The 26360-nt window shown below is 41.3% G+C and carries 26 protein-coding genes; 12 read left to right on the top strand and 14 right to left on the bottom strand.

Going from position 1 to position 26360, the window contains the following annotated elements:
- Positions 1–12 precede the first annotated feature (12 nt).
- The 5 genes from AAFN85_RS00715 (at position 13) to AAFN85_RS00695 (ending at position 5104) form a co-directional block, all read left to right on the top strand.
- A complete protein-coding gene (locus tag AAFN85_RS00715; protein ID WP_347524939.1) occupies positions 13–2574 on the top strand; it encodes an ATP-binding protein in 2562 nt (853 codons plus the stop codon).
- Entirely contained in the window at positions 2561–3076 is a 516-nt protein-coding gene (locus tag AAFN85_RS00710) for a hypothetical protein (RefSeq protein WP_347524937.1), read from the top strand. The genes AAFN85_RS00715 and AAFN85_RS00710 overlap by 14 nt, the downstream gene beginning before the upstream one ends.
- A gap of 83 nt (positions 3077–3159) precedes the next feature.
- Positions 3160–3966 carry a hypothetical protein gene (locus AAFN85_RS00705; RefSeq protein WP_347524935.1) on the top strand — a complete coding sequence of 269 codons (807 nt, stop codon included), beginning with the start codon at positions 3160–3162 and terminating at the stop codon, positions 3964–3966.
- A 449-nt stretch (positions 3967–4415) separates the two neighbouring features.
- Positions 4416–4838 carry a helix-turn-helix transcriptional regulator gene (locus AAFN85_RS00700; RefSeq protein WP_347524933.1) on the top strand — a complete coding sequence of 141 codons (423 nt, stop codon included), beginning with the start codon at positions 4416–4418 and terminating at the stop codon, positions 4836–4838.
- Positions 4839–4840: 2 nt separating this feature from the next.
- A complete protein-coding gene (locus AAFN85_RS00695) occupies positions 4841–5104 on the top strand; it encodes a hypothetical protein (RefSeq protein ID WP_347524931.1) in 264 nt (87 codons plus the stop codon).
- Positions 5105–5428: 324 nt separating this feature from the next.
- Here the strand turns inward: AAFN85_RS00695 and AAFN85_RS00690 are convergent, their stop codons facing one another.
- The 9 genes from AAFN85_RS00690 to AAFN85_RS00650 form a co-directional block, all read right to left on the bottom strand.
- Entirely contained in the window at positions 5429–6031 is a 603-nt protein-coding gene (locus AAFN85_RS00690; protein ID WP_347524929.1) for a hypothetical protein, read from the bottom strand.
- 38 nt (positions 6032–6069) lie between these two features.
- Positions 6070–7050 carry a relaxase/mobilization nuclease domain-containing protein gene (locus AAFN85_RS00685; protein WP_347524927.1) on the bottom strand — a complete coding sequence of 327 codons (981 nt, stop codon included), beginning with the start codon at positions 7048–7050 and terminating at the stop codon, positions 6070–6072.
- The gene (gene mobC / locus AAFN85_RS00680) at positions 7040–7417 is read right to left on the bottom strand and encodes a plasmid mobilization relaxosome protein MobC (RefSeq protein WP_347524925.1); all 378 of its coding nucleotides are present in this window, start codon (positions 7415–7417) and stop codon (positions 7040–7042) included. The genes AAFN85_RS00685 and mobC overlap by 11 nt, the downstream gene beginning before the upstream one ends.
- A gap of 205 nt (positions 7418–7622) precedes the next feature.
- Positions 7623–8540: a toprim domain-containing protein gene (locus AAFN85_RS00675; RefSeq protein ID WP_347524923.1), complete on the bottom strand. Its 918-nt coding sequence runs from the start codon at positions 8538–8540 to the stop codon at positions 7623–7625.
- A gap of 253 nt (positions 8541–8793) precedes the next feature.
- On the bottom strand, positions 8794–10020 hold the full coding sequence (locus AAFN85_RS00670; RefSeq protein WP_347524921.1) for a primase-helicase family protein: 1227 nt from the start codon (positions 10018–10020) through the stop codon (positions 8794–8796).
- Between the two features lie 8 nt (positions 10021–10028).
- On the bottom strand, positions 10029–10316 hold the full coding sequence (locus AAFN85_RS00665) for a helix-turn-helix domain-containing protein (RefSeq protein ID WP_347524919.1): 288 nt from the start codon (positions 10314–10316) through the stop codon (positions 10029–10031).
- A 71-nt stretch (positions 10317–10387) separates the two neighbouring features.
- Positions 10388–11536 (bottom strand): hypothetical protein, encoded by a 1149-nt coding sequence (locus AAFN85_RS00660; protein ID WP_347524917.1) that lies wholly within the window; start codon positions 11534–11536, stop codon positions 10388–10390.
- 335 nt (positions 11537–11871) lie between these two features.
- Positions 11872–13530 carry an RNA-binding domain-containing protein gene (locus AAFN85_RS00655; protein ID WP_347524915.1) on the bottom strand — a complete coding sequence of 553 codons (1659 nt, stop codon included), beginning with the start codon at positions 13528–13530 and terminating at the stop codon, positions 11872–11874.
- A 53-nt stretch (positions 13531–13583) separates the two neighbouring features.
- The gene (locus AAFN85_RS00650; protein WP_347524913.1) at positions 13584–14813 is read right to left on the bottom strand and encodes a site-specific integrase; all 1230 of its coding nucleotides are present in this window, start codon (positions 14811–14813) and stop codon (positions 13584–13586) included.
- A 509-nt stretch (positions 14814–15322) separates the two neighbouring features.
- Here AAFN85_RS00650 and AAFN85_RS00645 point away from each other — a divergent pair.
- Positions 15323–16696 (top strand): hypothetical protein, encoded by a 1374-nt coding sequence (locus AAFN85_RS00645; RefSeq protein WP_347524912.1) that lies wholly within the window; start codon positions 15323–15325, stop codon positions 16694–16696.
- A gap of 81 nt (positions 16697–16777) precedes the next feature.
- Here the strand turns inward: AAFN85_RS00645 and AAFN85_RS00640 are convergent, their stop codons facing one another.
- Entirely contained in the window at positions 16778–17047 is a 270-nt protein-coding gene (locus AAFN85_RS00640; RefSeq protein ID WP_347524910.1) for a hypothetical protein, read from the bottom strand.
- A gap of 169 nt (positions 17048–17216) precedes the next feature.
- On the opposite strand from AAFN85_RS00640, the gene AAFN85_RS00635 reads away from it, so the two are divergent.
- Together AAFN85_RS00635 and AAFN85_RS00630 are read left to right on the top strand one after the other, a co-directional pair.
- Entirely contained in the window at positions 17217–17768 is a 552-nt protein-coding gene (locus AAFN85_RS00635; RefSeq protein WP_347524908.1) for a hypothetical protein, read from the top strand.
- A gap of 137 nt (positions 17769–17905) precedes the next feature.
- A complete protein-coding gene (locus tag AAFN85_RS00630) occupies positions 17906–18652 on the top strand; it encodes a metallophosphoesterase (RefSeq protein ID WP_347524906.1) in 747 nt (248 codons plus the stop codon).
- Positions 18653–18664: 12 nt separating this feature from the next.
- Here the strand turns inward: AAFN85_RS00630 and AAFN85_RS00625 are convergent, their stop codons facing one another.
- On the bottom strand, positions 18665–20212 hold the full coding sequence (locus AAFN85_RS00625) for a PAS domain-containing protein (protein WP_347524904.1): 1548 nt from the start codon (positions 20210–20212) through the stop codon (positions 18665–18667).
- 401 nt (positions 20213–20613) lie between these two features.
- Between AAFN85_RS00625 and AAFN85_RS00620 the strand changes: the two genes are divergently transcribed.
- On the top strand, positions 20614–21081 hold the full coding sequence (locus AAFN85_RS00620) for a hypothetical protein (RefSeq protein WP_347524902.1): 468 nt from the start codon (positions 20614–20616) through the stop codon (positions 21079–21081).
- A gap of 10 nt (positions 21082–21091) precedes the next feature.
- Here the strand turns inward: AAFN85_RS00620 and AAFN85_RS00615 are convergent, their stop codons facing one another.
- Positions 21092–21478: a VOC family protein gene (locus tag AAFN85_RS00615; RefSeq protein ID WP_347524900.1), complete on the bottom strand. Its 387-nt coding sequence runs from the start codon at positions 21476–21478 to the stop codon at positions 21092–21094.
- A gap of 25 nt (positions 21479–21503) precedes the next feature.
- A complete protein-coding gene (locus tag AAFN85_RS00610; RefSeq protein ID WP_347524898.1) occupies positions 21504–23525 on the bottom strand; it encodes a PAS domain-containing protein in 2022 nt (673 codons plus the stop codon).
- 264 nt (positions 23526–23789) lie between these two features.
- On the opposite strand from AAFN85_RS00610, the gene AAFN85_RS00605 reads away from it, so the two are divergent.
- From AAFN85_RS00605 to AAFN85_RS00595, 3 genes are all read left to right on the top strand, one after another.
- Positions 23790–24602, top strand: coding sequence for a helix-turn-helix transcriptional regulator (locus AAFN85_RS00605; protein ID WP_347524896.1), 813 nt, complete (start codon positions 23790–23792; stop codon positions 24600–24602).
- Positions 24603–24678: 76 nt separating this feature from the next.
- Positions 24679–25449 carry an isocitrate lyase/phosphoenolpyruvate mutase family protein gene (locus AAFN85_RS00600; RefSeq protein WP_347524894.1) on the top strand — a complete coding sequence of 257 codons (771 nt, stop codon included), beginning with the start codon at positions 24679–24681 and terminating at the stop codon, positions 25447–25449.
- Positions 25450–25512: 63 nt separating this feature from the next.
- Positions 25513–25896 carry a DUF4440 domain-containing protein gene (locus AAFN85_RS00595; protein WP_347524892.1) on the top strand — a complete coding sequence of 128 codons (384 nt, stop codon included), beginning with the start codon at positions 25513–25515 and terminating at the stop codon, positions 25894–25896.
- A 56-nt stretch (positions 25897–25952) separates the two neighbouring features.
- On the opposite strand, the gene AAFN85_RS00590 is transcribed toward AAFN85_RS00595, so the two are convergent.
- Positions 25953–26321 (bottom strand): hypothetical protein, encoded by a 369-nt coding sequence (locus tag AAFN85_RS00590; RefSeq protein ID WP_347524890.1) that lies wholly within the window; start codon positions 26319–26321, stop codon positions 25953–25955.
- Positions 26322–26360 lie beyond the last annotated feature (39 nt).

Here is a 26360-nt window from a genome sequence, read left to right as displayed (position 1 = left end):
TCTATTTAAATAATGACAAAAATTGATAATTCATTAAAGTTTGATGAACTGGAATTGGTCAAGTATTTGACTGGATTGAACAGTTCATTTCTTCCCGTCGTAACTGGTATTTACAACAATGTTAAGGATAGTTTAGACAATAGGATTCCGGCAATTTTTCCGAAATATACTCTGCATAATACAAGTCATTCGTTTCGTATAATCAACTATATGGCAAAGTTGGTTGCCAATATTACTGAGTTGTCTGAACTCGAAATAACCTTACTCATTTGTGCTGCGTTACTTCACGACGTAGGTATGGCCATAAGTGAAGCAGATATTGAACTCATTAAAAGAGACGACTTTCCGTTTTCAAATTTTAAGTATTCCACAATGTTGCGTTTAATGGACAACGACGATGTTGCAGCAATACAGGAATATGTGCGAAGAATACATGCTGACTTGTCAGGTAGATACATCAGAGAAAATCTAAAATCAATATTGGTTATTCCAGATTTGGCTAGTCTAGACTACACAGAAGAATTAGCGCTTATTTGCGAAAGCCATACTAAAGACTATGATTGGATAAAAGCACATTTAAACACCCATGATATTCGCGGTAACTATTCCTTCAATGCGCAATTTATTTCCTGCATTTTGAGATTAGGGGATATACTTGATATTGACGGAAATAGAACGCCATACAAGTTGTACGAGTTAATCGCTCCAAAAGGCAAGAGCGATGAAGAATGGAGACAACATTTCGTAATATTTAACAATGACAAGATTGTTGAAAATGAAAAAACGCATCAACGCAACATTGTTTTTCATGGCAAATCGAAAAACGCCGATATCCATCGCAAAATATTAACCTATATAGATTGGGTTGAAACAGAACTCGTAGGGGCCATTGCTTTAGTGTCATCGATGAAAAATCAGTATAACCTACCGTTCGATGAAAAACCCAAAGTAAACATTCAAACAGAAGGCTATACTTTTTCAGGTTACAAAATGACCTTAAAATTTGAAGCGATTAGCTCATTATTAATGGGAGAAAAGATTTATGGTAATAAATCTTTAGGCCTAAGAGAATTGATTCAAAATTCGTTGGATGCTTGTAGAATAAGACAGGAAAATGAAAAAATAGCTTTTGGTGATGATCCTTATGAACCAAGGGTCAGGGTAATTATAGATAAGGAAAAAAGCCAGGTTATTATTAAAGATAATGGAGTCGGCATGTCGATAGACATCATAAAGAACCACTTTCTAAACATTGGTGTCTCCTACTATCAATCATTTGAGTTTTTACTTAAAGACCTCGCTTATAAACCAATTGGGAACTATGGAATTGGCTTTCTATCATGTTTCATGCTCTCTGATAAAGTTACCGTGCGGACTAGGCATTACCAATCTAAATTTCAATATCTAATTCAATTAGAAAAAGGTAACGAATGGACATCTTTAACTGAAAAAGAAGATATTACATTCTTTGGAACTGAGGTTATCTTAAGTTATACTCCGTTCATCGGTGTATTTGAAAACCAGGTAGTTAAAGTTAAGGAGTTTCTAAGCAGATTCTTTTTAACTGACGGTATTAATTTTAAACTACTGGAGCAGCCTGAAACACAGTTTGATATAAAAAATGAATTATTTGACGGCACGCCTGCCGAAAAAGGCTTTATTAAAATTTGGCTTTCAGATTATTTAAATGATATTGAGGGTTATGCTCTCATTAGAAATAAAACGAATTTTATAACAAGCTTCAATGAAATTCCACTTGATGAAGAAATTTACCGTTATAATCCACCGAAAGAATATCCGGAAGAAAGTGAAGAAGAGGATGATATATTTACCCCAAAAAGAGAATGGTTGGTAAAAGTGAGTGATATTTCAGAAATTAATATCGACGACTATACGAATGTAGATGAGATCAAATATCTAACTATACCAATCATCGATTCTGACAATGACGAGGATTTTTCGAGTGGTATGAAATTTACTGGTGATGATACGAAGGAAGTAATAGAAAAGCTTGAAGACCAGCTTAATTGGATAACGATTTTAATACCTAAAGAATACCAGAAGAACTTACGTGAAGAAGAAATTACAAAAAGAAACGAATTTTTGGACAATGTAACTTTTGAAGATTTAGTAGATATTGGACAGCTATCTCGGTATCCAACTTATGTTTTTGTTGAAACTACCAAGTTATTTGAAGGTCGTAAAAACGAGCTTTATCTTCCTTTTGAAATAAGCCAGCGGCCCTATTGGTATTATTCATCCCCTTCCTCACCAAGAAAAGAGCTATTCATCAGGAATGTTTTAATAAAAGATTTCCATTTTAATTTACCCGTTACCGCCTCAGTTTTTGATATAGCTACAATTGTTACCAATATAAAATCGCGAAAGTTTATTCCAGATATATCTAGGAATAATATTGATAATGTAAGTGATCAAATGATTAATTATATAATTAGCAAAGCAATCCATCTCGGGGCCATTGATAAATTGGGCTATGAAACGGATGAACGGAAAACTCTTATAGCATTCGTGGAAAAATTTTATTCAAGTAAAACTGAGTTTGAGAAAGATTAATCAAATGCTTATTAACTCCCAAGAAATCGACTATAAGATAGACAGGCCCGAAATGTTTTCAAATGCTGAGAAACAATTGTTTTTAAAGCTGCTGATTAAACAAAATAAAGTTCGGAATCCGACACTTGAAAAAATAGCAAGGTGCAAGATATTAGGAATAGCTTCATTTCAGGAAGATGTAATTGCAATCGGAGCCATAAAGCCAAAAACTAAAAGTGATTTTCAAATCGCCAAAGCAAATATTCCAACTTTAAGTGAAAAGTTTGCTTGGGAAGTGGGCTACTTTTACACAGTTCCAAAATTTGAAGGAAATCGTATTTCATCTGGGATATTTGATAGACTACTTGAAGTGTATGGTGATGGTAATTTGATGGCTTCGACAGAAATTAGACGTGGGAATCGAATGTTTCAGATGCTCTTAAATAGGCAATTTAAACAGGCCGGAAGCATCTGGAACAGCGAGCTGAGTGAAAACAAGTTGCAGTTATTTTTGCGTCATTGAATTGGCTTAACTGCTCGGCCAAAACAACTTTTGTCATTCGGTTAATACTTGTATTATTTGTTTATTTATTTCATTTACAATACATGACCTTACTAGCAACCTGGATTGCATCAGATAACAAAAAGGAAGGGTTAAGGCACTCTTCAATTTATATTACAACGGATAGTCGCATCAGTTGGGAAAAAGGTAAGGTATTCGACGGCGGTCAAAAAGTTTTTGGCTCTAAATCTTCACCTGATATTTTCGGCTATGTAGGAGACGTTACATTTGCTAGTACCGTTATTAGTAAATTAAAAAACAGCGTTGATGATGGGTTAATATTTACCGGTGATATGATGCCCATGGATAAATTTGACCGTATCTTCAATTTTATTAGCTCTAATTTAAACTCTTACCCTCTTTCTAAAAGGAAAAATTTTGTCATAATTCATTGCACAAGAGCAGGGACCAAGTTTTTCTGCCATCGAATCGGTTGGAGTAAGATCTTGCAGTTTAATTGCCAAAGTGTTATTATTAATAATATCTCTGAACTTGTGATCGCAGAAGGAAGCGGTGCGGTCGCTTTCCGTACACTATATTATTCAAAATATGATCGACCTGAACATAATGATTATCGAACCAGTAGGGCAGTATTTCATTGTTTCACGGAAATATTGCAAAAGACAAAAGATTATACTGTTGGCGGTGCAGCGCAGGTAGTGGGATTGTACCGTTCAGGCAACGCCCGTTTCTTCGGGTTTATTCACGAAAACAAACGTTATTACCTAGGAGATGAAGTTAATTCTGAACAAAACCTTAACTTTGTCGAATGGCGCAATGAACGTTTTGAACGTTGTGCTCCAGAGAATATGAAATTAATAGTCGGCGCTCAACGCCAGCCTAAAACATAAAGAACCAGTCCCCTTCTCCCCACCATTATTCGAAGACTTTCGGGGAGGGCATAGGAAAGCCTGAAACCCGTTTAAGCGGGTTTCATTGGGGTGTTTTCGCAAGATTTCCCGGTAGTGTAATAGTGCACACTCGTTCTGGAACGAGAAGACCTGATGCAACTTCAGGCCGTTGCACCCTTGTCCAAAAAAATCTGAGTGTGCCAATAAAAAGAGGTAATTGCACACCTGTTCGACTGCGTTACCTTAAAAAAATTGTAACAATAAGCAATTAATTCAACACAGGATAACTGAACATTATCAGCGAATGCCACCATTACTAAACGTCTCTAAAATATCCTCGACGGTCTATGAAAGTCGTACTAGTACATATTTTATCCTTCATAAGCCGCAGCACACCGTTAATTTAAACATTGAAATTTTCTTACATTTGCTTAAACACTATATCTACCATGAGTACAGCTACCAACGAATCGAAAAACATTCATCATGGCCGCAATATAAAACGCTTTAGGGAAATGCTTGGTCTTAAACAGGAAGCGTTAGCTATCGAACTTGGAGACGATTGGAGCCAGAGAAGAGTTTCATTGCTTGAGGCCAAAGAAACCATTGAAGACGAAATACTGGCTCAAATTGCAGCTATTTTGAGAGTCCCTGTTGAAGCAATTAAGAATTTTGATGAGGAAAAAGCAATTTATAACATTCAGAATAATTACGAGGGGTCAAATAATCAAGGTGCCCAAAGTAGTTACAGTACGTTCAACTTTAATCCAATCGATAAGCTTATAGAACTCTTTGAAGAAAACAAACAACTTTATGAGCGTTTACTGGCAAGTGAGCGGGAAAAAGTAGAGTTATTGAAAAATAAGAGCTAAAAATGACCCAATCTAGCATCCTTGATACTTACCAAAACAGGATGAGCAATGTTGTCGCTGATCCTGAATTTAAATCTCTGGAAGAAAAATATCGGCCCTACTTAGACTTATATGGCATCCAAGATATTTTTGACGTTTTCGATGTCAAACAAGCACCTTCAGGTGAAGCCATTACAGGAAAACTGATTTGGCATTCGGAGTACGATCTGCCAATCGATCTTAAAAAAGATATCACCAAGATTTTCAATAATTACTTTGTTGACTAATCAACGAACGGAATAGTGCAGTATTTTCCTCGGCACACACCTACCACATTACCGCTTAAACAACCAGAAGCTTAAACAGCAAAATTGTCAAGGGCCGCGGTGGTAGCCGCGGTTTATTATACCCTTGACTGTTTTCCTGTGTCGCTAACTTTGTGACTGCGGTGTTGTGGTTGTTTATGCACGGCGGGAAGACAGGCGTGTATGAGGAACGAATACTTGCCTGTGCGCGTCAGCGAGACTGGCTGCGAAATGGAACCCGGCGCGTAGCGCGTGGTGCAATGCAGCAACCTGGCGCAGCTGAATGGCCTGTCTATCACAAACACGTCACTTACTTGCCTTCACTTTTTCCAGCTTTTTCTTAGCCTCCTTTTGATCCTTTTCTGCCTGTGCAGCTACGGCTTCGGCAGCAATTATCGCCTGCTGTTTTACCATTGCTTTTTCAGCCTTATCTATAAAGCCCCTCGGATCCTCCGCCAACTTGGTATCAATGGTCTTAGCAACCTTTGGATAAAGTGCCCTAACCATCCAGAAGTTATATGCTTCACGATTCAGGTCATCATTTTGATGATAGAGATATAAAGTACTGCCGAATGATCCGGCTGTTATTGTAAAACAAACAACAATGCCAACGATCAAATTACTCGACCAGGCACCTAAATGGTGACTGTTTTTCACACGAATGACTTTCGGTACTGTCGCTACTACGCCATTTAATTCATCGATCTGCTTCTGGATCTTTTGATCGTCATACCGCTTGTTGGCCATTTCAATTCGCGATGAGATCGTTTCCAATGTGCCCCGGTACTGTTCCAGAAAGCTTTTTAGAAACTCGGCCACACTGGTTTCCATCACACTGATCCTATCGGCAAAACCCTGGATCAGTTCTTCCATAATATTTACCTTTTCTTCTAATTCTTCGTTTTGCATAACAAATCGTTTTAAGGTTAATCTTAATTTTTATTCTTTTACCTGCTTATGCCCTGTGACTGGGAATCCTCCGCTTCGTGCTTCTTCCGTTTTCTGCGGGCGATATCCGCGTCACCCATTGGATCAGGAGGCCCGGCAACAAATTGTGGTTCCAGCAATACTTCCAATATCCCTTTACCCGCACTTGGGTTATGGCTGTATTCCGCCTGAATGCTCTGCCGGATTGACTCACGCAGCTGGTTAGCCACAAATGGTTGATTGGCTTCCCTTGCCGCATGATACTGCTGTACCTGTTGGTTCCGGTTTAAAGTCGCATCTATACGGACAAAGCTCAAGTTCCGGTCAATAGCGGAACCTTTCATTTCAATATTGCCCTTTTCAAAGGATATACCCTGCACTTCATTGGTACCGCTACGGAATTTATAAGCAATGGTAATTCCCTGCCTGGCAAGCTGCGCTTCCAACTGTTTCCAGTTCGTGGCCGTTTTCATGCCTGCTTTAATAGCATCGTATAATTCGTACCTAACCTTTTCCCTACCCTTTAACGCCTGGCGGTTCACCAGATCTTTTCCTTCACCGATATGATAGCCGTATTTCAGGGTGATCTCCTTACAGGCTTTGACATTTTTAGCAAAGTTATTTTTATCGCTAATGGTCTTGCCGTTATTATCCACCCGGTTGTAAACAATATGGAGATGCGGATGATCCCGGTCACTGTGACGAACGATCACATACTGTGTATTTCGGATACCTACTTTTTCCATGTATTCCCTTACCCGTTCCACCATGATATCATCGCTTAATTTGAGCAGGTCTTCCTTACTCCAGCTGAGTACCAGGTGCCCAACTGCTTTGCCAAGTTCGGGCCGCATTTTCCGTTGCAAATTAAAATCCTGAATGATGGAAGATGCGTTCTGCATGCGAACACCATCGGCTGATAAAATCTTGGCTTCCGGCTTATTCAACACATAGCGGATACAGCCGCCGAAGCTTTTCCCGATTATTGGTTTACCCATCATGGCTGCTAAGTTTTGTAATTAACCCGTCAACTTGTTTAAGGATGGTCTGGCACTTCATGGCAAGCGTAAACAGACCTGCCACATGAGCCAGGTGAGTAAGCTGGTTGAGGTTATTCGCTACCCCCGCCAGCATCCTGAACCAGCCGGTTTCCTCCGGGGTAAAGCGCGGAAAAACCCTGGCGTTTTTAGCGGCCCGCCGGAACCACTCACTGGGTTTCAGCCCGGCATTTTTTGCTCTCCCTTCGATCAGAATTTTTTCCGTTGGCGTTAAACGCACCATTAAAAAATCACTCCGCCTGATCGTCTTTTTGGGTCTGCCGGGGGTCCTCGCTTTTTTTATTGTTTTGTTTTCACTAGCTGTTAGCATGTGTTCATTTCATTTTTTGTTGCTATAAAAGTTCGACCAACGGGAGCGAGTCCCGAATCACCCCGTCGGGGTGATTTCGGGTTTTTGTGTAGCAAAAACATTAACTCGCTCCTTACAAATTCGAAAATGGGCCGGTGATATATCCAGCTATCTGTATATATGCCAATACCGCAAACCGGTATTGTAGCCCTTGCCAATAATTGACTTAGCGCCCAATTCCCCGGCTCCTTTCTTCCGGCGCTCTGCGCCGGATTTGAGTTTGTAAAGAAACCTGTCTTTGAGCAGCCAGATATTCATTTATGTCGTTAAAGCCCTTGTAAAAACCTGATGAATCGGTGAAGTTTACATCGGCTTCCTGCAACTTTTCAGCAGCTGCAATCCCGGCTTTGTCATGGTTGAGCATCAGAAAAACTTCCTGATAGTTTTTCAAAACAGGCACCGCTCTTTCAGCTAATGCAACAGAATTCAGGATGATAAAATCTGACTGGGATTGACCACCCTTCAGTTGCAGGAGCGAAAGGAAATCAATAAAACCTTCCAGCACGATGGCGGCTTTATGACTGCCGTCAATGATGGTAATGTCCTTGGGTGACGATGCACCTTTGAACCAGTTATTTCGCAGCTCGTAACCACCCGAACGATTGGCAAACCCAATAGCGAAATAGGGTTTGCCACTTATTGTAAAATCGACCTCTTTGCAATAGGTATTGGCAATGGCCGAATCAACCCCGCGCGTTTTCAGGTAAGTGATCAAAGCCGGATGTTCAAGCGCTTTCACACCGGTAATGATTACCGGATTATCCGACTGGGGTTCTACATTTCGCGAAGTTTGCTGATGAAAAGAAAAATCAGTATTGCCTTTATTCAAACGCTCCAAAAACTCCTCCACGGAACAATAGTGCATACGTATTCCCAGATCAATTAAATTACCTCCGGTACCTTCGCCAAAATCCATCCAGGCATTAAGCTTGGTATTTACTTTGAATGAAGCGGTCTTTTCTTCGCGCAGTGGTGATAAATACCAGTAATTATGACCTTTGATCCGTTGCGGCTGAATACCGCATTGCTCCAGGTAACTAATGATAGAGAGTTCTTTTGCTGTTTTACAGTTATATCGTGTCATGTTGTAAAATCTAAAGGTTTGTTATTAAATGATGCAGGTGCCAAACCATACGGGAGGGCTACCCTTACATTTATGATGAATGATGAGTTATAGCCGTAACTATTTATAAATAAATTATTTATACACTCATCATTCTCTCATCATGGTTTTCAGCTTTGATGAGTTTGCCCATCGCGCTCATCATTGCTCATCGTGCCTCATCAAACGATGATGAATGTGCAATACACTGAAAAGCAATTCAATGGCTGCGGACTTAGCCCGACTCATCAAACTTTTGCCGAAGCCACTCTTCCGTAATGGTATAGTACCTGCCTGTTTTGGCCACGGTTACCAATTCGTTGAGGTTATTATAACAATAGGTTGAATAGCTTAAACTATTGGGCACGGGGACAAGGCCCCACTCTTGCTGCATCAGCTGCGATACATCCTGTCGTGTCAGGCGCGGCATGCTTTTTTTAAGCAGGTCAAGGATATCCTTATTGGCAAAGCACATTTTCTGGCCTTGGTCATGCTCCTGGATCTCTTTGAACAATAACAACAGTTCGGTTTCCAGCCGGTTGCGGTTATTGCGCATCACACGCAATAAAGCATCCGTTCGGATCTGCTGCTCAGAAAACCACATGCGGGTGTTACCAACCGACACCGATAACGGCCGTTCCAACAGATGGAACAGAAAAGCGGGGATCTCCCCGATCATCTGTTCCAGAAGCCGGACATTCTCCTTTTCAAATACCGGTACTTTCCTTACCCAGTAGCGCGTTTCCGTCGGTTCAATGACAATAAAATTGTACTCGTTATTGGAACAAAGGATGAACTTGCCAAAGAATTCCGTTTCGCGCTTATCCTTGCTTTTGGCTTCCACTTTGGATACCTTGGCAGTGCTCAGATTCTTGATCTTTTCGGAATCCTCCTTTTTGTCCAGCAGCACTTCTTCCACCGCGATGATGAGCGTATTCATCCAGTCGGAATTGAATTGCGAACGAAAGTCATGGTTTCCGTTAAATGTCATATTGTTACCGAAGATAACTTTGAGCAGGTCTAGAAAAGTTGTCTTACCTGTTTTGCGTTCCTTAGATACCAGACAAAGAATAGGCAGCTTGATCACCGGCCGTGTATAGAGCAGGGATATATAATCCAGTCCCAGTTCATACTGCTCACCAAAGATGTGCTGCAGAAAGCCCAAAATGGTCTCGCAGGAGCCCGGCTCCGGTTTGAATTCCAAAGGGTGGTATCTGTTAAAATAATTGCCGATGGTTTCACGGTAATCGGTATGGCTTGGGACACAGCAATACGCATCGAACTTTCGGATCTTTTTGATCGCGTCCGCACTCAAATCCTTTTTGAGTGTTTCCGACGACCAAAGCAGCCAACCTTCGGTGTAGCCGCCGGCAACCATCGGTTGCCTAGTCCGCTTGTAATACGAGGTCTGCACACGGATGTAACTGCCCGATTGGTTTAAGGGAAAGAACTGATCAGCCATGACCGTACTTATTGCGCAACGGCCTGCTGGCCGCTGCCGATCCATGCCAATAGTTTTTTACGGGAGAAAAGCAGCTTGCCTTCCACTTTACAGAAAGGAATCTTTTTTCTTTTCACCAGCCCGTAGACTGATGTGACCTCGTACTTGATCAGTTCGGCAGCTTCCTTAGTGTCAAGCAAAGTATCATCCTCATCGTTCGGGCGGGGTGGTTTTAAGTGGACCGCGTTTCTGACAGAAGACTCAATGAGTTCCTGGAACTCCTGTGTCGATAGGGTTGTAAAAAATGTTGCGTTCATAAATTAAAAAATTTGATGAACACAAAAGAGTATGAAAATAACCCAACGTTAGTGAACGAAGTTGAACGTCGTTAAGATTTGAATATATAAGTAGGTACTTTCCTTAAGACTTCGTAGGCTTTTTTAGCATAGATTCCACCGCTTTTATGAACAAAGTCGATAGCGGAATCTTTCTTCTTGGTCATGTTTCGCTGGATGTCACCAACTGATTCATAGGTTTCAAAAGGAGAGAAGTTGGATTTGAGCAGTTCGCAATATTTCATCTGCGGTACCTTGAGATAGGTCGTATTGAGTTTATAGGTAGCGTGCATTAACAAGCATAAAAGATTCTGATAGCCAGGTGCCATTTGATAGAAATGTGCCCCATCGCTCACGGGCCAAATTTGTCCCTGGGTATCCAATTTAAAAAGCCGTCCCAGCAGCTCTTTGATATCGTCTTCGCTGTTAAAAACCTGCGGTACCTGCATAAGTTGGCATAGCTGTTCGTCCAGCAATGCGCACCAAAGATCGAATATATCGGTGGCTGGGTATCGTAAAGAAATATGATTATGAGAATCCGTCGCTGTGCCCTGTGCCGGTATTGGTTCCGGCGCAGATTCTACAAGTACTTCCTGTTCCCGTTTTACATAGGACTCAGGCATTTTGACAACAGGATAAACTTTGACTACAGGCGGCATTTGTTCTTTTTCCTTCAGATATTTCAGGTTGCTGTATTCCTGAAATCCTTTGACCAGTGATGCCTGAATGTAGCCCAAGGCATAAATTACCTCGGGAATAGCAAAGCCTTCAAAATATAGATTGGTATGGCAGTATGTAATAAACTCCCGAAGAGTCTGCTTTTTCTGCTCAATCTCCAGGGATAAAAAGGTTTGGCCGATCTCTTCATAGAAATGTGCCATCCCCCCCGTGTAGCCATTATAAAATATTTCAGCCAGTTCTCTGGTATATGCCTCTTCAATTGGCTTAATGTTGTTAACCAGTATCTTATTATCTTCCGGTATCGTATTTTTAAAAACCTTTAGTAAATTCGGTTCACTCATGTAAATTGATTTACCTTCACCCAGTTCGATCCGTTCAAAAGGAAAACTTCGGTTAAAGTTGAATTCAAAATCATCTGGTTCGAACAAGCCATCGGTCGATTCTAAAAATGGGTATTTGTTGTGGTTATCGGTATTGATACCCGCAATGGGATGAAATCCTTTAAGGTTTAAGAAATACATAGGCAACTTAAAAAATCAAACGCCAAAACCTAAAAAATAGTTTTAATTGATTTTTAAAGTAATGCAAAACGAATTAGCATTTACATTATGGCTTTCTTTAAGGCTAACTACTTGAGTGTTGTGAAATACTTATTAGCATATCAGTCAATCTAAATCTAACATTACTAACACCCTAAACTCTAATTAACATTCCCCAACTCTAATTAACAAATGTGCTCTAGGATGTTGTTAGCCTACATTTATATAACAATCTCTAATTAAAACTCTAATACATAATATTATCAAACCATCTACTATTAGAGATCCTGTTCCTCTAGTTACTTCTATAGCATCTATTATTTAAGTACCCACTGAGGTTTAGCATCATTACCCTTATTCTGAATCATGCTTTTCTTCCTCATCTCTGATATTAAGTTATTAATCTTAATTTTACGCTGATGGTCTTCCATCCATTCTGGTAGCTTGTTCCACAGCAACTCATCAATATCTTTCCGCTCCAGGCGCTTATGTTGCTTAATAGCCGCTATTATAAGTTCTATATAGTATCCTTTATCTAATGCCCGATTTTTTGAATATTCAGCTTTCTGACCGGTCTGGCCAGCCACATTTAATGAAATGTAGTAGTTGGGCTTTCGCCCTTCAATTAACTTTTTATTCCTTAAATGCTTTTCTTCTGGCAGAGTTAGCTTCTTTTTCTTTTGAACTTTATCAAGCAAAATGATCTCGTCAAGTGATAATTCTTTATGCTGGATTAAGACCCGGGCAAAATCCATATCCAAAACTTTACCTGTTATGGTAACCTTTACCTTATTTCCAGTAAGATCATAATCCGGCAAAGGAAATAACCGCTGCCGTTGAAAATTAAAAATCTTTTTTATTCCCCCACCAGCCGTATCAACCATTTTTAAATTAAACATAGCAGTGGCAAGAAATCTATTGCGATAGTGTTCTTCAGGAGCATCTTCTATTACTACTCTTTCAACAGAACCCGGAATAAAAGAACCGTAATTTGTAAATATCAGCTCTTCATCCTCAATTTCAATTACATTTATTCTACCACCCATCTTATAGTCCTGATGTGCAATACAGTTATTAAGAGCCTCTCGAATGCTGTACGGCTCATACCTTAATGTTTCTTCGGGGAATAGGGACGCTTCCGCAATATAACGGTATTTTAAATTTCTAATTTTGGCATACACCTTATCAATGGCCAGAATAAATGGACAGGTGAAGATTTCATAGTCCTTATCTTCATTATGCAAATCTTTTAAAACCCAACGAATTTTTATTTCAGCGGGGCTTAAAAAGTGTTCCGACTCTTCTTTTCCTAGTAATATAATAGCGGTGCGGGTAATTTGACCTTTTATTGTAATCTTAGCCTTGTTTAAAAAGGTAATAGTGTCCCAATTTGCCATATCTTGGGCTTTATCGGGAAACTTACTTTTATAATTTTGCCTCGCAACATCAATAGCTATAGGATCAAGATCATCCAAAGTCGCATCCTTGATAATACCAGCGCTCCAGTCAGTATATTGCAACTGCTTTCTGATACGCTCAATCTCTTCCAGATTCAATGGAGCCAGTTCTTCACCGTCTCTTCCATAATAGTGACCATCCCAGGCAACTGGTATTCCTTGCGGAGCTGCGGGAATTTGAAACATTATTACCCGTCCTTCAGGATAACTACATTCGTAAATATCAATAAATGTAATTCGGTTAGTTGTTTTATTGGCTATTTCGCCTTTTAAACTATCTAATGCCGCTCTTATTGTCCTGTAGTTCGACCCTACTATATTCTTTGATTTATCGGCAATTCCAAAAACAAGCCATGCATATGGTTTATTATGTAAATTGGCTTCATTGCTCAACGCTGAAAAATACTTGCCAATTTTTTCAAAATGGTAGTCTTTTTTTGCTTCTTTAAATTCAACAACCTCATTCTCAGATTGTGATCTCAGCTGTAAAAGAATTTCTGAAAGTTCAGGTTGGGTCATAGGAGAATATTAGTTAAAACTGAAATAATGCGGAACAAATACAAATGTACAATTTAAATAAACCCATTAATTCTGTCATCAAATAGAGGGTCGCCGATTTCATCTAAATAAATTTCTGTGGTCTTGGTACTATCATGACCTAAGGTTTTGCCAATCTCTTCTATTGATACCCCTTTCGCTTTTAGTGTTGTGGCATAAGTATGCCTGGCGACGTATGTAGTGATATTTTTTTGAATCTCAGCCTTTTCAGATATTGTTTTCAAATCTTGATTTACTCGTTTTAAAACTTTCATCCTCCTGTCCCTTTTTGAACTTACCGAAGCGTGCCTTTTATAAAGTATGGGAAAAATATAACCATCATCGCTATTTCCTTCCATTGTTTTATAATATGCTAATATCTTTAATGCTTCTGGATGCAATTTAAAATCAAACTGCTCCTTAGTCTTAGCTCTTATATAGTTAATATGGCCATCAATAATGTTTGTCCATTTTAAATTAGCCAAGTCTGTAAAATTTAGCCCTCTGCAATAATAGCTAAATAAGAAATAATTGCGTGAGTTTATTAGCTTATCATCATCGAGTTTAAGGCTGGCAATCTTTTGAAATTGCTCTTGAGTAATTGCCCGTTTTTTTGTTTTCGGATTGTTGTATTTGGAAAATGCAAAGTCTTTAAACGGGTAATGGCTTTCCTTACAATGCTTTTCCTTTATTGCATTACGCCACACAGTACGAAATGTTCGCAAATCAATGCTTCTGGTCGTTATAGCAATTTCTTTTCTAATCATCCAATCCTCAAACTTCCTAATAAAATTTAAATCAATATCTTCAAAAACTAAGTCTGTATCATTCATGTATTTCTTTAGCCTACTTTTTGTCATGACGTGCACAGAGGCGTACCCCAATCTTTCCATACTTTTAAGCCTTTCAATTTCATCATCGAAAAACTCTAATAATTTTTTTGAAAGGGTCTTTTGCGTTGCTCCTGTCAAACGGCTAACAATTTCTTTTATGGCACTAACTCGTGGTTGCTGATCGTCCTGAAGGCTTGCAAAATATAAGGTAGTTTTTACTTTAATGTTGTTTAACAAAGCATTGATAGGTTTATGATTAGGGTGGCTGGTATGGACAGATTGAGAACGGCTATCCCAGTTTTTTGATGAAGAAGATTTCTTAGTCGCAAGCTCGTAGTTACGCCTATTTTCTGTAATTCGGAAAACTATGGGATGCTCTCCATTAGCCAGCACTTTATTAATCCTTAAAATAATTTTGATGTTGATTGCCATAATTGGTCTAACATTTTCTATTTTCAACCTCTAAAACCACTATTAGTAAGCAAATTTAAGCCTTTTTAGGTAAAATTTAGGTCTAACATGGGTCTAACATTTTGATCTAATTTAGCCAAATTAAACTTAAAATACAACAAGAAAAAAATGCAAAAAGTGTGTTTTGAGTAAAATTAAGCGGTTTTTAACAACTTAAAAATCTAAGCATGAAAGCATGGGGTGCTGGAGGTCGTGGGTTCGAATCCCGCCATCCCGACTGAGAAGAAATAAAGCTCTTAAAGAATATATAGGAGCTTTATTTTTGTAATCTATTCCTCTGTTATTAGATTATCATTTTAAGACAATGTTTTCAATTTGAGAGCTAAAGTATCCCTTGAATGGATTTAGTTCAACCCTATCTACAGTAATACTTATTTCAATAAACTATTAATGATTGTATTGCATTCCAATTAAACTCAAACTAAACAATTCCACACAAACAAGGTTGTTCTGTAAAAACGGAACTACTTATGAGAAAATCTACCCTGCTATTACTTGCAGCTGTTGCATTTTATTCTGCCTGTAAAACAGATTCTATAAACCCCAATAACGGAAGCTCTTCATCGCGCAAAGTTGATACTTTGCAGGGGGCTATTACTGCAGATCTGGCGCTTGATGCCGGTAAGGATTATTATTTAAAAGGCCAGGTGTACGTTAAAAATAACGCTACGCTCAGCATCCCGGCCGGGGTAACCATATTTGCCGAAAAAACCGACGACCGCAGCAAAAAAACCGTACTGGTAATTACCCGCGGCGCTAAAATCAATATAGCCGGCACTGCCGATAAGCCGGTAGTATTCACTTCGGCAGCAAGCACCAAAGCTCCCGGCGATTGGGGTGCTATCGTTATCCTGGGCAGCGCGCCTACCAATACCGGCATGGGCAATGTGGCTGGTTTGGCGGTCAGTAACGATACCCAATACGGCGGCAACAACGCTACCGATAATTCGGGCAGTATCACGTATTTGCGCGTGGAGTACGCGGGCGGCATTAACCCGCCTGCCGAAGATGAGTGGATTGTTGATAAAGCCAGCGGACTGCTGCTGGCCAGCGTAGGCTCGGGCACCAAGGTTGATCATGTAATGGTAGAGCACTCTAACGATGACGCTTTTCAGTTTGTGGGCGGTACGATTAACGCCACCTACCTGCTGGCTTACAATAACGGCGATGATGATTTTGATTTCGACCTGGGTTATACCGGTCACCTGCAGTTTTTGGTGAGTTACCGAAGCGCGGCATCGTCGCAAGCTTTGAGGGCCAATGGCTTTGAAAGTTATAATGATGAGGTGCCTACGGCCAACGCGCCACTAACCCGTCCGGTGGTATCCAACATGACCATTATCGGCATCGAGGGCCTCCAATCACCAAAAACAAACCTTAACCAGGGCGTTTATATGCGGAAAGGCACAAGGCTGGCCATCCGCAATTCGATAGTGGCCGAATATCCTGAGGGCGCGTTTATGGTTTGTCCGCGTACACGACCGGTAATTTTAGCTAATGACAATGCCGAGTTCAGGAGCAACCTGGTACAATCAGATACCCTTGCCCGCACCTTCGCCCGCGACAGGGATTACGACGTAGTTGCCGATCCGGAACTTACCGTTTTCGAAACCAATTCGGTAAACAAAAACGTAGTATTAACCGCCTCGGCCGATTTTAAGCTGAAAGCCATGTACAACAACGGCGCACCCGATCTGAGCCTGGGCGATGGTTCGCCGGCCGCTTCGGGCAGCGATTTTTCCGGGGCCGATTTTAGCAACGCGTTCTTCAGCCAGGTTACCTATCGTGGTGCTATGGGCACCAGTAACTGGGCAGCGGCGAGTAATTGGGCGGTTTGGAAATAGGATCTGCTTTGATTTATATAGAGAAAGGTTTGGCTTAATGCCGAACCTTTTTTGTTAGCTGATGGGGAATCAACAGAATTTTTATACGAGTATTGGGGTAGCTTCAAATTTGGGTGGCGGCTGCAAGGCCAATTTATCCGGCTGGCAGTCCTGGCCCTCCCGTGATATGCTTGCCAGCTGCTCTTCAATAAGCTCCATGATCTCGTTATTTTCGTGTATGGCATTGGTAATGTAATCAATGGCCGATGGGCGGCTCAATTTTATAGCAAGGGCTTTCGACGCGTTTAATACCTGCCGCCACCGCATCGTGTCGGTTTTAAGTTGTGTAAAAACAAATTTGCCGCAGGTCATAATAATTAATTTTATATTCTATTACGATAATCATATCAAATGAGTTACGCTAAAACAAGCAAATTTTTCGAGCTGTCTATTTTTACCCGTGACTATCCTAAGGAAAAAGCCACCGGAGAGGGCACACAATTAATTTAAGATTATCTATCTTAGTTATATAAATTATCTTATGCCTAACCTTCATCTCATTTATGATTTTGCCAATGAATCGCTTCCTCAAATCTGGTTACCCCCTGTTGTATTCTTTATTGCTGGTTTAATTGTACTTATCTATCATTTAAATCTAAGCAAAGAAGAAGATGGTGTTCATGGTCCCTTTAAACCCATCTTCCCGGGGGCAGATTCAAAAGGGATAAATACTAAAACAAAGGGAATTGTATTTGGTGCGTTATTTACACTTATTGGATGTGTAGTACCTCTATTATTATATTTTAGCGAGGCCAAAATGTTTCAGTTTTATCAAAGGGTATGCAAAGATAAAAGCTATCAAACAGTACAAGGCAGGATAACACAATTTCATCATTCAAACAGCCCCTACCACGATACTGAACGGTTTTACATTGACGGGGTTTATTTTGAATTTAATGATAATACCCAAAACAGGGACGGATATAGCGTAGGAACTTTTAAATCTGATCCGCTAAAACAGGATCTTTTTGTAAGGATCTGTTATCTTGATGAAGGGAAACGAAAGGTTATACTAAAATTGGAAACCGAGTAACTAACTCACCCCTTTTATAAAAACTTCCGCATCGATCAAAAAAACCACCACACGCTGGAGCTAATGATAGTTTCGTTGCAATAAAAAATATCACAGGGCGATATTGACAACCGGTACCGCTCTCCTATCTTTAAAAAATGAAAATCCGGATAATCAGCGATCTGCACCAGGAGTTCGGCCTTACCGAAGTGGCCTTCGCAGGGGCCGATCTGGTGATAATGGCCGGCGATATTGATATTGGAACCAAAGGCATCGAGTGGATAAAAGCACGCGTAAAAACAATTCCGGTTATTTACATTTTGGGCAACCACGAGTATTACAAAGGAGCCTACCCTAAAACATTGCATAAAATAACCGAAGCTGCCGAAGGCTCAAATATTTTTGTGTTGGAGAACAAGGCCATTACCCTTGATGGCATAACGTTTCACGGCGCTACCCTTTGGACCAACTTCGAGCTATTTGGAAACCCGCGTGTAAGCGGTAGCATCTGCCAGGAAAAGATGAACGATTACAAACTCATCAGGCGGACGCCATCCTACTCCAAACTTCGCTCTATCGATACGTATAATATCCATCAGGCTTCAATAAAATGGTTAACCGAAAGTCTTGAAGCTTCATCAAGCAAACAAAACATTGTTATTACGCATCACGCGCCAAGTGCCCAATCCATCCCCGAAATTTATAAAAACGATGTGGTAAGCTCGGCCTACGCATCTGATCTGGAAGATTTTATTTTACAGCACCAGCCCGATTATTGGATCCATGGCCATATCCATAAAGCCCGCAGGTACCGGGTGGGCGAAACCGAAGTGATCTGCAACCCATACGGTTATATTCATGAAAAAGATGATGGGTTTGATCCCGATCTGCTGATAGAGGTTTGAGAATAGTATAATTTAACCTTCAATGCCTTTATCAGGAATTTCTCTGATGATTCCCGAAAACACGTAATCATCAAGCCTTCCATCCTGCGTTATCCTACCGGTTGATCGCAGCCAGATCAACTTTCCATCATTAAATCTTTTTTGGGTGTAAGTAAAGTCGTATTCTCCTCCATCGGCAATAGCGGCTTCAACATATTGGGCTATTTTATCCCTATACTCGTCAGTTACCTGGCCAAGGGCCGTCTCATAGGTGAGTGGCTCGTCACGGTCCCAGCCAAGTATTTCGGCAAAAATAGAGTTATAGCTAATGATCTTTTCTTTGGGATGGAATGACCATGTGCCAATATTTGCCGCGGTAACGGCCAATCGCAGCATCGATTCTGATTCTTCTAACTTTTTGCGGGCAATAACATGCTCGGTAATATCAACTGCTACAATATAAATGCTATCGGTAACGCCCTGCTGGTACTGAACCGGCTGATATACCATATCATAATAGCGCGGCTGGAAAACGCCGTTATAAACCAAAAAGGCACGTAGTTCAGTGTTAATATACGGCACGCCCGTTTCGCGAACTTCGCTTAATATCTCGATAAAAGGCTGCCCCTCCAATTCGGGCAATGCCACCGCCAATGGCTTATTAAGCACATCGTTGTTTTTGCCCCAATAATCAATTATTTTTTTGTTGGCAGTCTCTATGGTGTGTTCCGGGCCTCTCAATACAGCAATGGCTACGGGCGCATTATCTATTAATTTACGCTGCTTGGCTTCGCTCTCAAAAAGCTTTTTGGTGCGTTCAAAAACGCGGTTTTCCAGGTTTATATTAAGCTCTTCCAGCTGTTGTTTTGCATTGAGCAGGTCGCTATGGCTATCTGCCAATTTTTTATTGGCCGCGCTCAATTTCACATTGGTGGCTGCAAGGTTTTCGGTCATGGTAAGCTCTTTAATAATGGCTTCCTCAATGGCGTCCTGGTGCAAAACCTTATCTGTAATATTATGGGTATTAACCAAAAGGTAGCTGGCAAACCCATCATATATTACGGGCACAACTTTTATATCCCACCAACTCAGTTCGGATATATTGGGTATTGCCGACGGTATATTATAATGCAATGGCCCAACCTGCACTGCTTGTTGCGTATAAACGGCCTCATGAAAAGCCTCCAAAAGTAAAGTTGGTCCGCTGCCTCCTGCCTTTGCCGGATTAAATGCTTCCCATAAAGTAAGCCCCTTAACATCTCTTTTTTGTGTAAATGTTGCCTCCTGGTATGCCTGGTTATATGCAATTATTGTAAAATCGGGCGCATTGGTTTTAAAGATAACTGTAGGGATAGGCGTATCAAGCAATGCTGCAACCAACGGCTCATTAACCAAATTAGCAGCAACGTTAATATCAAACAAAGGTTTTGGCTGTGTTTTGCCAAATACTTCCCAACTTTCATATCCGCAGTAAACCGAAAGCGCATTCAAGGTGGCAAACGATGGACTAAACCGGCTAATTGCAAAGCCATAAACGCGCTTAAGCGTATTTTCGCTGATAGCAATTTGCGTTTTTTCCATTATCAAAAAAGATAATGTGCGGCATCCCGCAGGCGACATATTTTTAATGCCGGCCACAAACAGCGCTAACGCCTTTATCGCTTCGAGGTGACGAGGATTTACATTAAAGTTCATAGCGCTTGCATCGGCTCCTGAATCGATAAAAATTAAACTATGTTGGCTAATTTGTAGTATGGCTGGCTGGAAAGGGGGTAAAAGCCAACTGGTTTAGTATTTGCACTGCTATTGTTAAACAATATCTTGTTATATATGTTTTGGTTAAGTATCACTAAAAGAAGTAAGTGTAATGAATACATTAAGTTAAATGAGTGTATCTTTATCCGCTCAAAAATAAATCACAATAACAAGAACAGCAATACGTATAGCCGCTAATTATAAAGTTATTCCGGTTAAAAGCCCTCATGAAAGAACTATCTGGAGAAAAACATTTTTTATACTTCCTTAACCGGAATTATTACGCGGCCTCGCACGTTGCGGAGCGCCTTGACGACCTGGCAGACTTACCCTTGTTTGCCGACCTTAAAGTTATTGTAGCAGCCGCCATTAAATCGCTCGAGTTACAGCTTAGCGAAACCGATAATATATTTACTTTATTAAAAGCAGATCATTCTGCTTCAGATTGTGAAGCTACCATCTTTTTCATGGAAGGTACTTTTAGTACGATACAAAACCCGGAAAACACTGCACCTTATCTATCTCTGCTTGATTACGTATCCATTGCCGATGCTATTATGCACGAAAGCGCGGAATTGGCCGGGCTTTCACTGGCGCAACTACCCGGTTTAAGCTTGCCTAAGCTTCAGCTATACGATAGCCGTACCCTTGGTTCGTTAAAAACATTACTCGAAGAAACCTACATTGCTCTTTAAGGGATACCCTCTACATAAAAAACACATTGAACTTATGCCCGTCGGGGTCGGTAAATACAAAACCGTAGTAACCTTCGCCAAAGGCTTCGGGGTTTGACACCAATGTGCCGCCTGCCGGTTCAACTTCTTTGGCCCAGGTATCAACCTCCTCACGGCTTCGGGCCGAAATGGTGAATATGATCTCGTTACCAGCCTTAGTGTCCGCTACCTCACCTTTCATGCCCGGTTCAAGCAGTTCTTTCAAAAAGAAATGGATTATAAAATCCTCCTCTCCAAAAAAGAAACTGGTGAGTTGCCCTGATGCGCCGTTGGGCTTAAAGCCGAGTTGTTGGTAAAAGTGGGTGGTCCGTTCTAAATCCTGAACGCCGAAGTTTGCCCAGATCTTTTTTGGTTTCATAATATTGGTTTTTATGGTTGATGGATCACATTAGCGGCAAGGTAAACCAAAGGGTGCTCCCCTTTCCTAACTCGCTTATCACCCCTATTTCGCCGCCATGCTTGCGGATTATCTCGGCACAAATATACAGGCCGAGGCCTATGCCGGAGATATGCGTATCATGGTCGGCCCGGTAATACCTGTCAAAAATATGTTGCTGTTTATCCTCCGGGATGCCGGGGCCAAAATCTGTTACAGAGGTTTTTACCCGGGCCTCGTCTTTCTTTACATCGATAATGATCTCTTTTGAGTTTGGGGCATATTTAACCGCATTGTTTAGCAGGTTAACTATTACCTGGTCTATCAATTGTTCATCGGCGCAAATTTCCAAATTTTGGTTACCGGTAAGCGTAACAGCATGGGTTTCGGTTGTACGAAGGTGCTGACAGCAGTCGTCAATCAGCTCGGTAAGGTTAAATGTTGTTTTATGGATCTGGAACTGGCCCTGGCTTACCCGATTGGTGTTAAGCAACTTGTTAACCAGGTCGCTCAGTTTATCGAGGCTGCGGTTGGCTTGTTGGGTCATTTTTGCCTGCAGGCCGGCATCGGCAGGTATAAGCTTGCTTAAAATCTGCAACGATGCTTTGAGCGAAGTAATAGGTGTTTTAAGTTCATGACTGGCCACACTTATAAAATCATCCTTTTCGCGCAGGGTTTTAACGCGGTTGGTAACATCAGTAAACGTAACTATACAGCCCGAGATCTGTTCGTGGGCATCAATAAGCGGCGCCGCGTTTATGGAGATGTAGATCTTTTCACGATCTGAAAAAACGATGCCTATCTCCTGGTCATAAACCGACCTACCGGTTTGCAGCACAATGTGCATAGGGTGATCTTCCCGGGCTAACACTGACCCATCAAGGCGTTGGTTTTGCCATTTCACGTCGTTGTACTGCCTGTTGGTGAACTGCTCTTCGGTCATGCCCATTATCTTTTGGGCCATGGGATTGGCGTAGGTTGGCTGACCGGTGCAATTAACAATTACTACGCCTTCGGCCATGGTATCCAATATGCCCTGCAAGCGGCGTTCGTTAGCCCGAAGGTTCTCTTCCAAACTGGTCTTTTCTGTAATAATATCTTCCAGTTTCATACGGGCAAGCACCTGGTCGGTAACTTCAACGGCAAGGTCCATCACGCCAACAACTGTCCCGTTATCCAATAACGGCCTGTAGCTAAAATTGAAGTAACGGGTTTCGCTTATCCCATTTTTCATCATATTAACAGGCACCTCATTTCCATCCATGCCCTTACCTGTTCGGTAAACATTAAAGATGAGCTCTACGGCAGGTTGCCCCTTCAGTTCGGGCATGCTCTCTAATATTGGCCGGCCTATGATGGATGCATCTTTATGCAAAATTTCAAGGATAGGAGGATTGGCCAGTTCAATCACTAATTCCTGGCCCCGAAAAACCAAAATAGCCACCGGGGCTTGTTCAACCAGGCGTTTAAAATCCATTTCAGATTCCAGCAAACGGGTATTAAGCCGGGTGATGTTTTCGTTAGATGCCCTGAGGTTTTTGTTGATAGTGGATAAGTCGTCATTAACCTGCTGGATACGGTCGCTACTGGCCGATAGTTCTTCAATCAGTTCGTTCTCTCGTTTTTGTTTAATGTTGAGTTCCCGCTGGGTATGTACCCTGTCGCTTACATCGGTAGCAGTATGCAATATGGCTATGATCTTTTCCTCCGGGTCTCTAATCGCCCGGTATTCAAAATCAAAAAACGAGGTTTTCAGTTTCCCATTGATCAACAGGCTTGCCGGGCTATTTGTGGCTATAAAGGTTTCGCCCGTTTGCCAAACATTTTTTAGCAGATCCTTAAAGGGCTGGTCAATTACTTCGGGGATAGCATTTTCAAACGTTTTACCAATAACCGATCTGTCCTTACCCCATATAGCAAGCATAGCATCGTTTACAAAGCGTATGCGAAGGTCCGCGTTGTCATAAACAGCGGTTGCATCTTTTGATTGGGATAGGATATATAACAGGCCTTGGTCGGTTATCATCATTGGTTAACACCTAAAATGTGATTTTTGTTGGAGAAAAAAAGAATACACAACGGTTGTTAGAATATTTTTCAAGATCAATAACCCACTATCAGCTAAAATCTTACCTCTACTACAAAGTTTAGGCTATTCACTCCTTTTCAGCGTTTTTAATGGTATAAAATATACCCCTTTCGGCTTTGTTCTGTTTTGTACAATTTATGTAAAACAAGCTGAGATAAATTTGATGGTTCATCAAATCATCAACAAACATCTTAAATTTACTTTATGGATTTTCAGCAATTTACACCATCGGAGCTATTGAAGCCTTATGTAAGGCATTACTATCTCTTTCAGTCGGATGCTGATACCGAATTTGCCGATACTGTTTTCCCGAGCGGCGATATGGAAATGATCTTTAATTTAGGCAATGGTATTTGGGAAGCCTCTGTAGGCGATCAATATTACCGCACCCCCCCGGTTGAACTTTGGGGACAGATCACCCGGCCGCTTCCCATTAAATCAAAAGGAAAGCATAGCATGCTGGGGATTAAATTTTTCACCCATTCGGCAGCCTATTTCCTTGACGAGGAGATCACTATTTTTAATGATCGTGTTTATGACCTGTACGAGGTTATGGGCGCTCCCATAAAAACCTTGCACCAGCAATTGCTCGACACAAAACCGACCGAAGCGCGCATCAACCTTATCGAAAACTTTTTAATAAGACGGCTTATCAGCAACGAGCGGAGGCTATTTAAAATAGATAAGGTTGGCGATATGCTCAGCTCTATCAAAACCAACGCGGCCGATAGCAATCTTGGTATTGTTGCTAACAAGCATAATGTTACCCCACGATACCTGCACAAGCTTATCAACCAATACACCGGCCTTACGCCAACCGCATATAACAAGATCAACCGTTTTCAGCAAAGCCTTAAACTGATCTCGAAAGGGAGCCAGTCGCTTACTGCCATTGCCTACAGCAGCGGGTATTTTGATCAATCGCATTTCATCCGCGATTTTAAGGCATTTACCGGTATTACCCCATCCTCCTACCTGGATAATATCACCCCCGTAAACCAGCTTTTGATGCAATAATTTCAACTGTTCCTTTTTGTACAATTTCCGGCGGCTTTGCCAGGGTAATTTTGGTTCAAACAAAAACATCAATGTTATGAACCAGTTTCAAAAATTCAATCAATTACATCAGCAGGCCACACCTCTGTTGTTAGGGAATATCTGGGATTTGCCAAGCGCCAAAATGTTCGAGGCAGCGGGTTACCAGGCTATAGGTACATCAAGCCAGGCCCTTGCTTTAGCCAACGGATATGACGACGGCGAACAACTCCCCTTCGAGCGTTTGGTTGCTGTGGCCAAAAAAGTGGTGGAAACGGTAAATATCCCTTTCACTGTAGATATTGAAGGCGGATATGATCGTTCTGTTAAGGGTATCATCGCCAACATTCAAAAGCTGGCAGATGCAGGCGTTTCAGGTATCAATATTGAAGATACCGTTGCCGGCCAAACCCGCGAACTCCTGCCTGCCGATGATTTTGCAAAGACCATTACAGCAATTGCCGATCACCTTAGTCGCACTAACATCAAGCTGTTCCTCAACATCCGCACCGACGGCTTTTTGCTTGGTTTACCCAACGCCCTTGATGAAACACTCAGCCGCATTAAACTCTATGAAAACACCGGGGCTTCGGGAATATTTACGCCCTGCATAACAGCTCCTGATGATATTAAAGCCGTGGTAAACGCTACCGTCTTGCCGATCAACGTAATGTGCATGCCACAACTGCCCGGCTTTGATGAGCTGACGCAACTGGGCGTAAAACGGCTAAGCATGGGTGGCTTCCTCTTCAGCAAAGTTTATGAAGCTGCCGGCAAAGCAGCCACGCAAATGTTTAATGATAAAAACTTCGGTTTCTTATTTTCTTAAACAAGCATTCGGGGAGGCGCGATCAGGCGTCTCCACTTTTAAAAAAATCACAAAAAACATAAAATGAACCTACCAAAAACACCACAAGAAGCCCATGCAAGTTTAGCAGCGGCATTCAACACTAAAAACCTGCAAACTGTATTAAGCATGTACGATACCGAAGGCATTATGTTTCCCGAACCTGAAAAACCGGTTAGCGGCCTGCAAGGCTGGACTGATGCTGTATCCGGCATACTGGCCATCCCCGGCACTATGCAAATCAAAACTGTTTATTGCGCACAATCCGGTAATATAGCCGTTGGCCGCTCGGAGTGGAGTATCACCGATGGAAATGAAATCAAAGTAGCAGCAAAAGGCATTGAGGTAATGAAACAGCAGGCAGATGGAGGTTGGAAAATCATCATAGACCACGCCTTTGGGGCGGAGGGTTTTCTAACCGCAAAATAATAATCCGGTACCGGGTTAAGGGAGGGTTGTAGCTCTCCTTTAACCCTTTGTAAACATTACCTGCTTTCCCTCTGCTCAATCTTGACAATGATATCAATAACCCGATTAAGCATGTCTACATCTGCTTCTACGCTGGTCGATTTAAATTGCTCAGGATCCCGATTTACAAACCCTTCGGTCAACGTATATTTTCCATTAGCCAAAATCAGCCTTATTTTAAAAATGCAAACCCCTGTCCAGCTCCGGTGGAAGTACATCCACTGGTCTTTGATGTAAATAAACCATCTGTCGTCCATATCCCTTGGCCGATGGCCGGGTAGTAAATATTTAGATTCTTCGTCAGATAGGGTTCTATTTAATGCTAAACCTTCCTGTTGCTCTGGCAAAGGCATTGTTTTCCAATCGTTCTCATTTACAGGATCCATAAGTATTATTATAACTGCAAAATACAATTTTAGCCTAAA

It is taken from the genome of Mucilaginibacter sp. CAU 1740, assembly GCF_039839285.1.
Taxonomy (GTDB): Bacteria; Bacteroidota; Bacteroidia; order Sphingobacteriales; family Sphingobacteriaceae; genus Mucilaginibacter.
The sequence above is the reverse complement of the archived record's forward strand: the minus strand, read 5'-3'. Positions and strand labels throughout refer to the sequence as shown.

What these genes read in the sequence shown, in the direction of transcription:
- AAFN85_RS00695 (WP_347524931.1), top strand. Translation starts at nt 4,841, where the DNA reads ATGACCCAATCTAGCATCCTTGATACTTACCAAAACAGGATGAGCAAT.
- AAFN85_RS00700 (WP_347524933.1), top strand. Translation starts at nt 4,416, where the DNA reads ATGAGTACAGCTACCAACGAATCGAAAAACATTCATCATGGCCGCAAT.
- mobC (WP_347524925.1), bottom strand. Translation starts at nt 7,417, where the DNA reads ATGCTAACAGCTAGTGAAAACAAAACAATAAAAAAAGCGAGGACCCCC.
- AAFN85_RS00600 (WP_347524894.1), top strand. Translation starts at nt 24,679, where the DNA reads ATGAACCAGTTTCAAAAATTCAATCAATTACATCAGCAGGCCACACCT.
- AAFN85_RS00655 (WP_347524915.1), bottom strand. Translation starts at nt 13,530, where the DNA reads ATGACCCAACCTGAACTTTCAGAAATTCTTTTACAGCTGAGATCACAA.
- AAFN85_RS00610 (WP_347524898.1), bottom strand. Translation starts at nt 23,525, where the DNA reads ATGATGATAACCGACCAAGGCCTGTTATATATCCTATCCCAATCAAAA.
- AAFN85_RS00595 (WP_347524892.1), top strand. Translation starts at nt 25,513, where the DNA reads ATGAACCTACCAAAAACACCACAAGAAGCCCATGCAAGTTTAGCAGCG.
- AAFN85_RS00675 (WP_347524923.1), bottom strand. Translation starts at nt 8,540, where the DNA reads ATGACACGATATAACTGTAAAACAGCAAAAGAACTCTCTATCATTAGT.
- AAFN85_RS00635 (WP_347524908.1), top strand. Translation starts at nt 17,217, where the DNA reads ATGCCTAACCTTCATCTCATTTATGATTTTGCCAATGAATCGCTTCCT.
- AAFN85_RS00590 (WP_347524890.1), bottom strand. Translation starts at nt 26,321, where the DNA reads ATGGATCCTGTAAATGAGAACGATTGGAAAACAATGCCTTTGCCAGAG.
- AAFN85_RS00685 (WP_347524927.1), bottom strand. Translation starts at nt 7,050, where the DNA reads ATGATGGGTAAACCAATAATCGGGAAAAGCTTCGGCGGCTGTATCCGC.
- AAFN85_RS00665 (WP_347524919.1), bottom strand. Translation starts at nt 10,316, where the DNA reads ATGAACGCAACATTTTTTACAACCCTATCGACACAGGAGTTCCAGGAA.
- AAFN85_RS00690 (WP_347524929.1), bottom strand. Translation starts at nt 6,031, where the DNA reads ATGCAAAACGAAGAATTAGAAGAAAAGGTAAATATTATGGAAGAACTG.
- AAFN85_RS00645 (WP_347524912.1), top strand. Translation starts at nt 15,323, where the DNA reads ATGAGAAAATCTACCCTGCTATTACTTGCAGCTGTTGCATTTTATTCT.
- AAFN85_RS00650 (WP_347524913.1), bottom strand. Translation starts at nt 14,813, where the DNA reads ATGGCAATCAACATCAAAATTATTTTAAGGATTAATAAAGTGCTGGCT.
- AAFN85_RS00660 (WP_347524917.1), bottom strand. Translation starts at nt 11,536, where the DNA reads ATGTATTTCTTAAACCTTAAAGGATTTCATCCCATTGCGGGTATCAAT.
- AAFN85_RS00715 (WP_347524939.1), top strand. Translation starts at nt 13, where the DNA reads ATGACAAAAATTGATAATTCATTAAAGTTTGATGAACTGGAATTGGTC.
- AAFN85_RS00670 (WP_347524921.1), bottom strand. Translation starts at nt 10,020, where the DNA reads ATGGCTGATCAGTTCTTTCCCTTAAACCAATCGGGCAGTTACATCCGT.
- AAFN85_RS00620 (WP_347524902.1), top strand. Translation starts at nt 20,614, where the DNA reads ATGAAAGAACTATCTGGAGAAAAACATTTTTTATACTTCCTTAACCGG.
- AAFN85_RS00615 (WP_347524900.1), bottom strand. Translation starts at nt 21,478, where the DNA reads ATGAAACCAAAAAAGATCTGGGCAAACTTCGGCGTTCAGGATTTAGAA.
- AAFN85_RS00640 (WP_347524910.1), bottom strand. Translation starts at nt 17,047, where the DNA reads ATGACCTGCGGCAAATTTGTTTTTACACAACTTAAAACCGACACGATG.
- AAFN85_RS00625 (WP_347524904.1), bottom strand. Translation starts at nt 20,212, where the DNA reads ATGGAAAAAACGCAAATTGCTATCAGCGAAAATACGCTTAAGCGCGTT.
- AAFN85_RS00605 (WP_347524896.1), top strand. Translation starts at nt 23,790, where the DNA reads ATGGATTTTCAGCAATTTACACCATCGGAGCTATTGAAGCCTTATGTA.
- AAFN85_RS00630 (WP_347524906.1), top strand. Translation starts at nt 17,906, where the DNA reads ATGAAAATCCGGATAATCAGCGATCTGCACCAGGAGTTCGGCCTTACC.
- AAFN85_RS00705 (WP_347524935.1), top strand. Translation starts at nt 3,160, where the DNA reads ATGACCTTACTAGCAACCTGGATTGCATCAGATAACAAAAAGGAAGGG.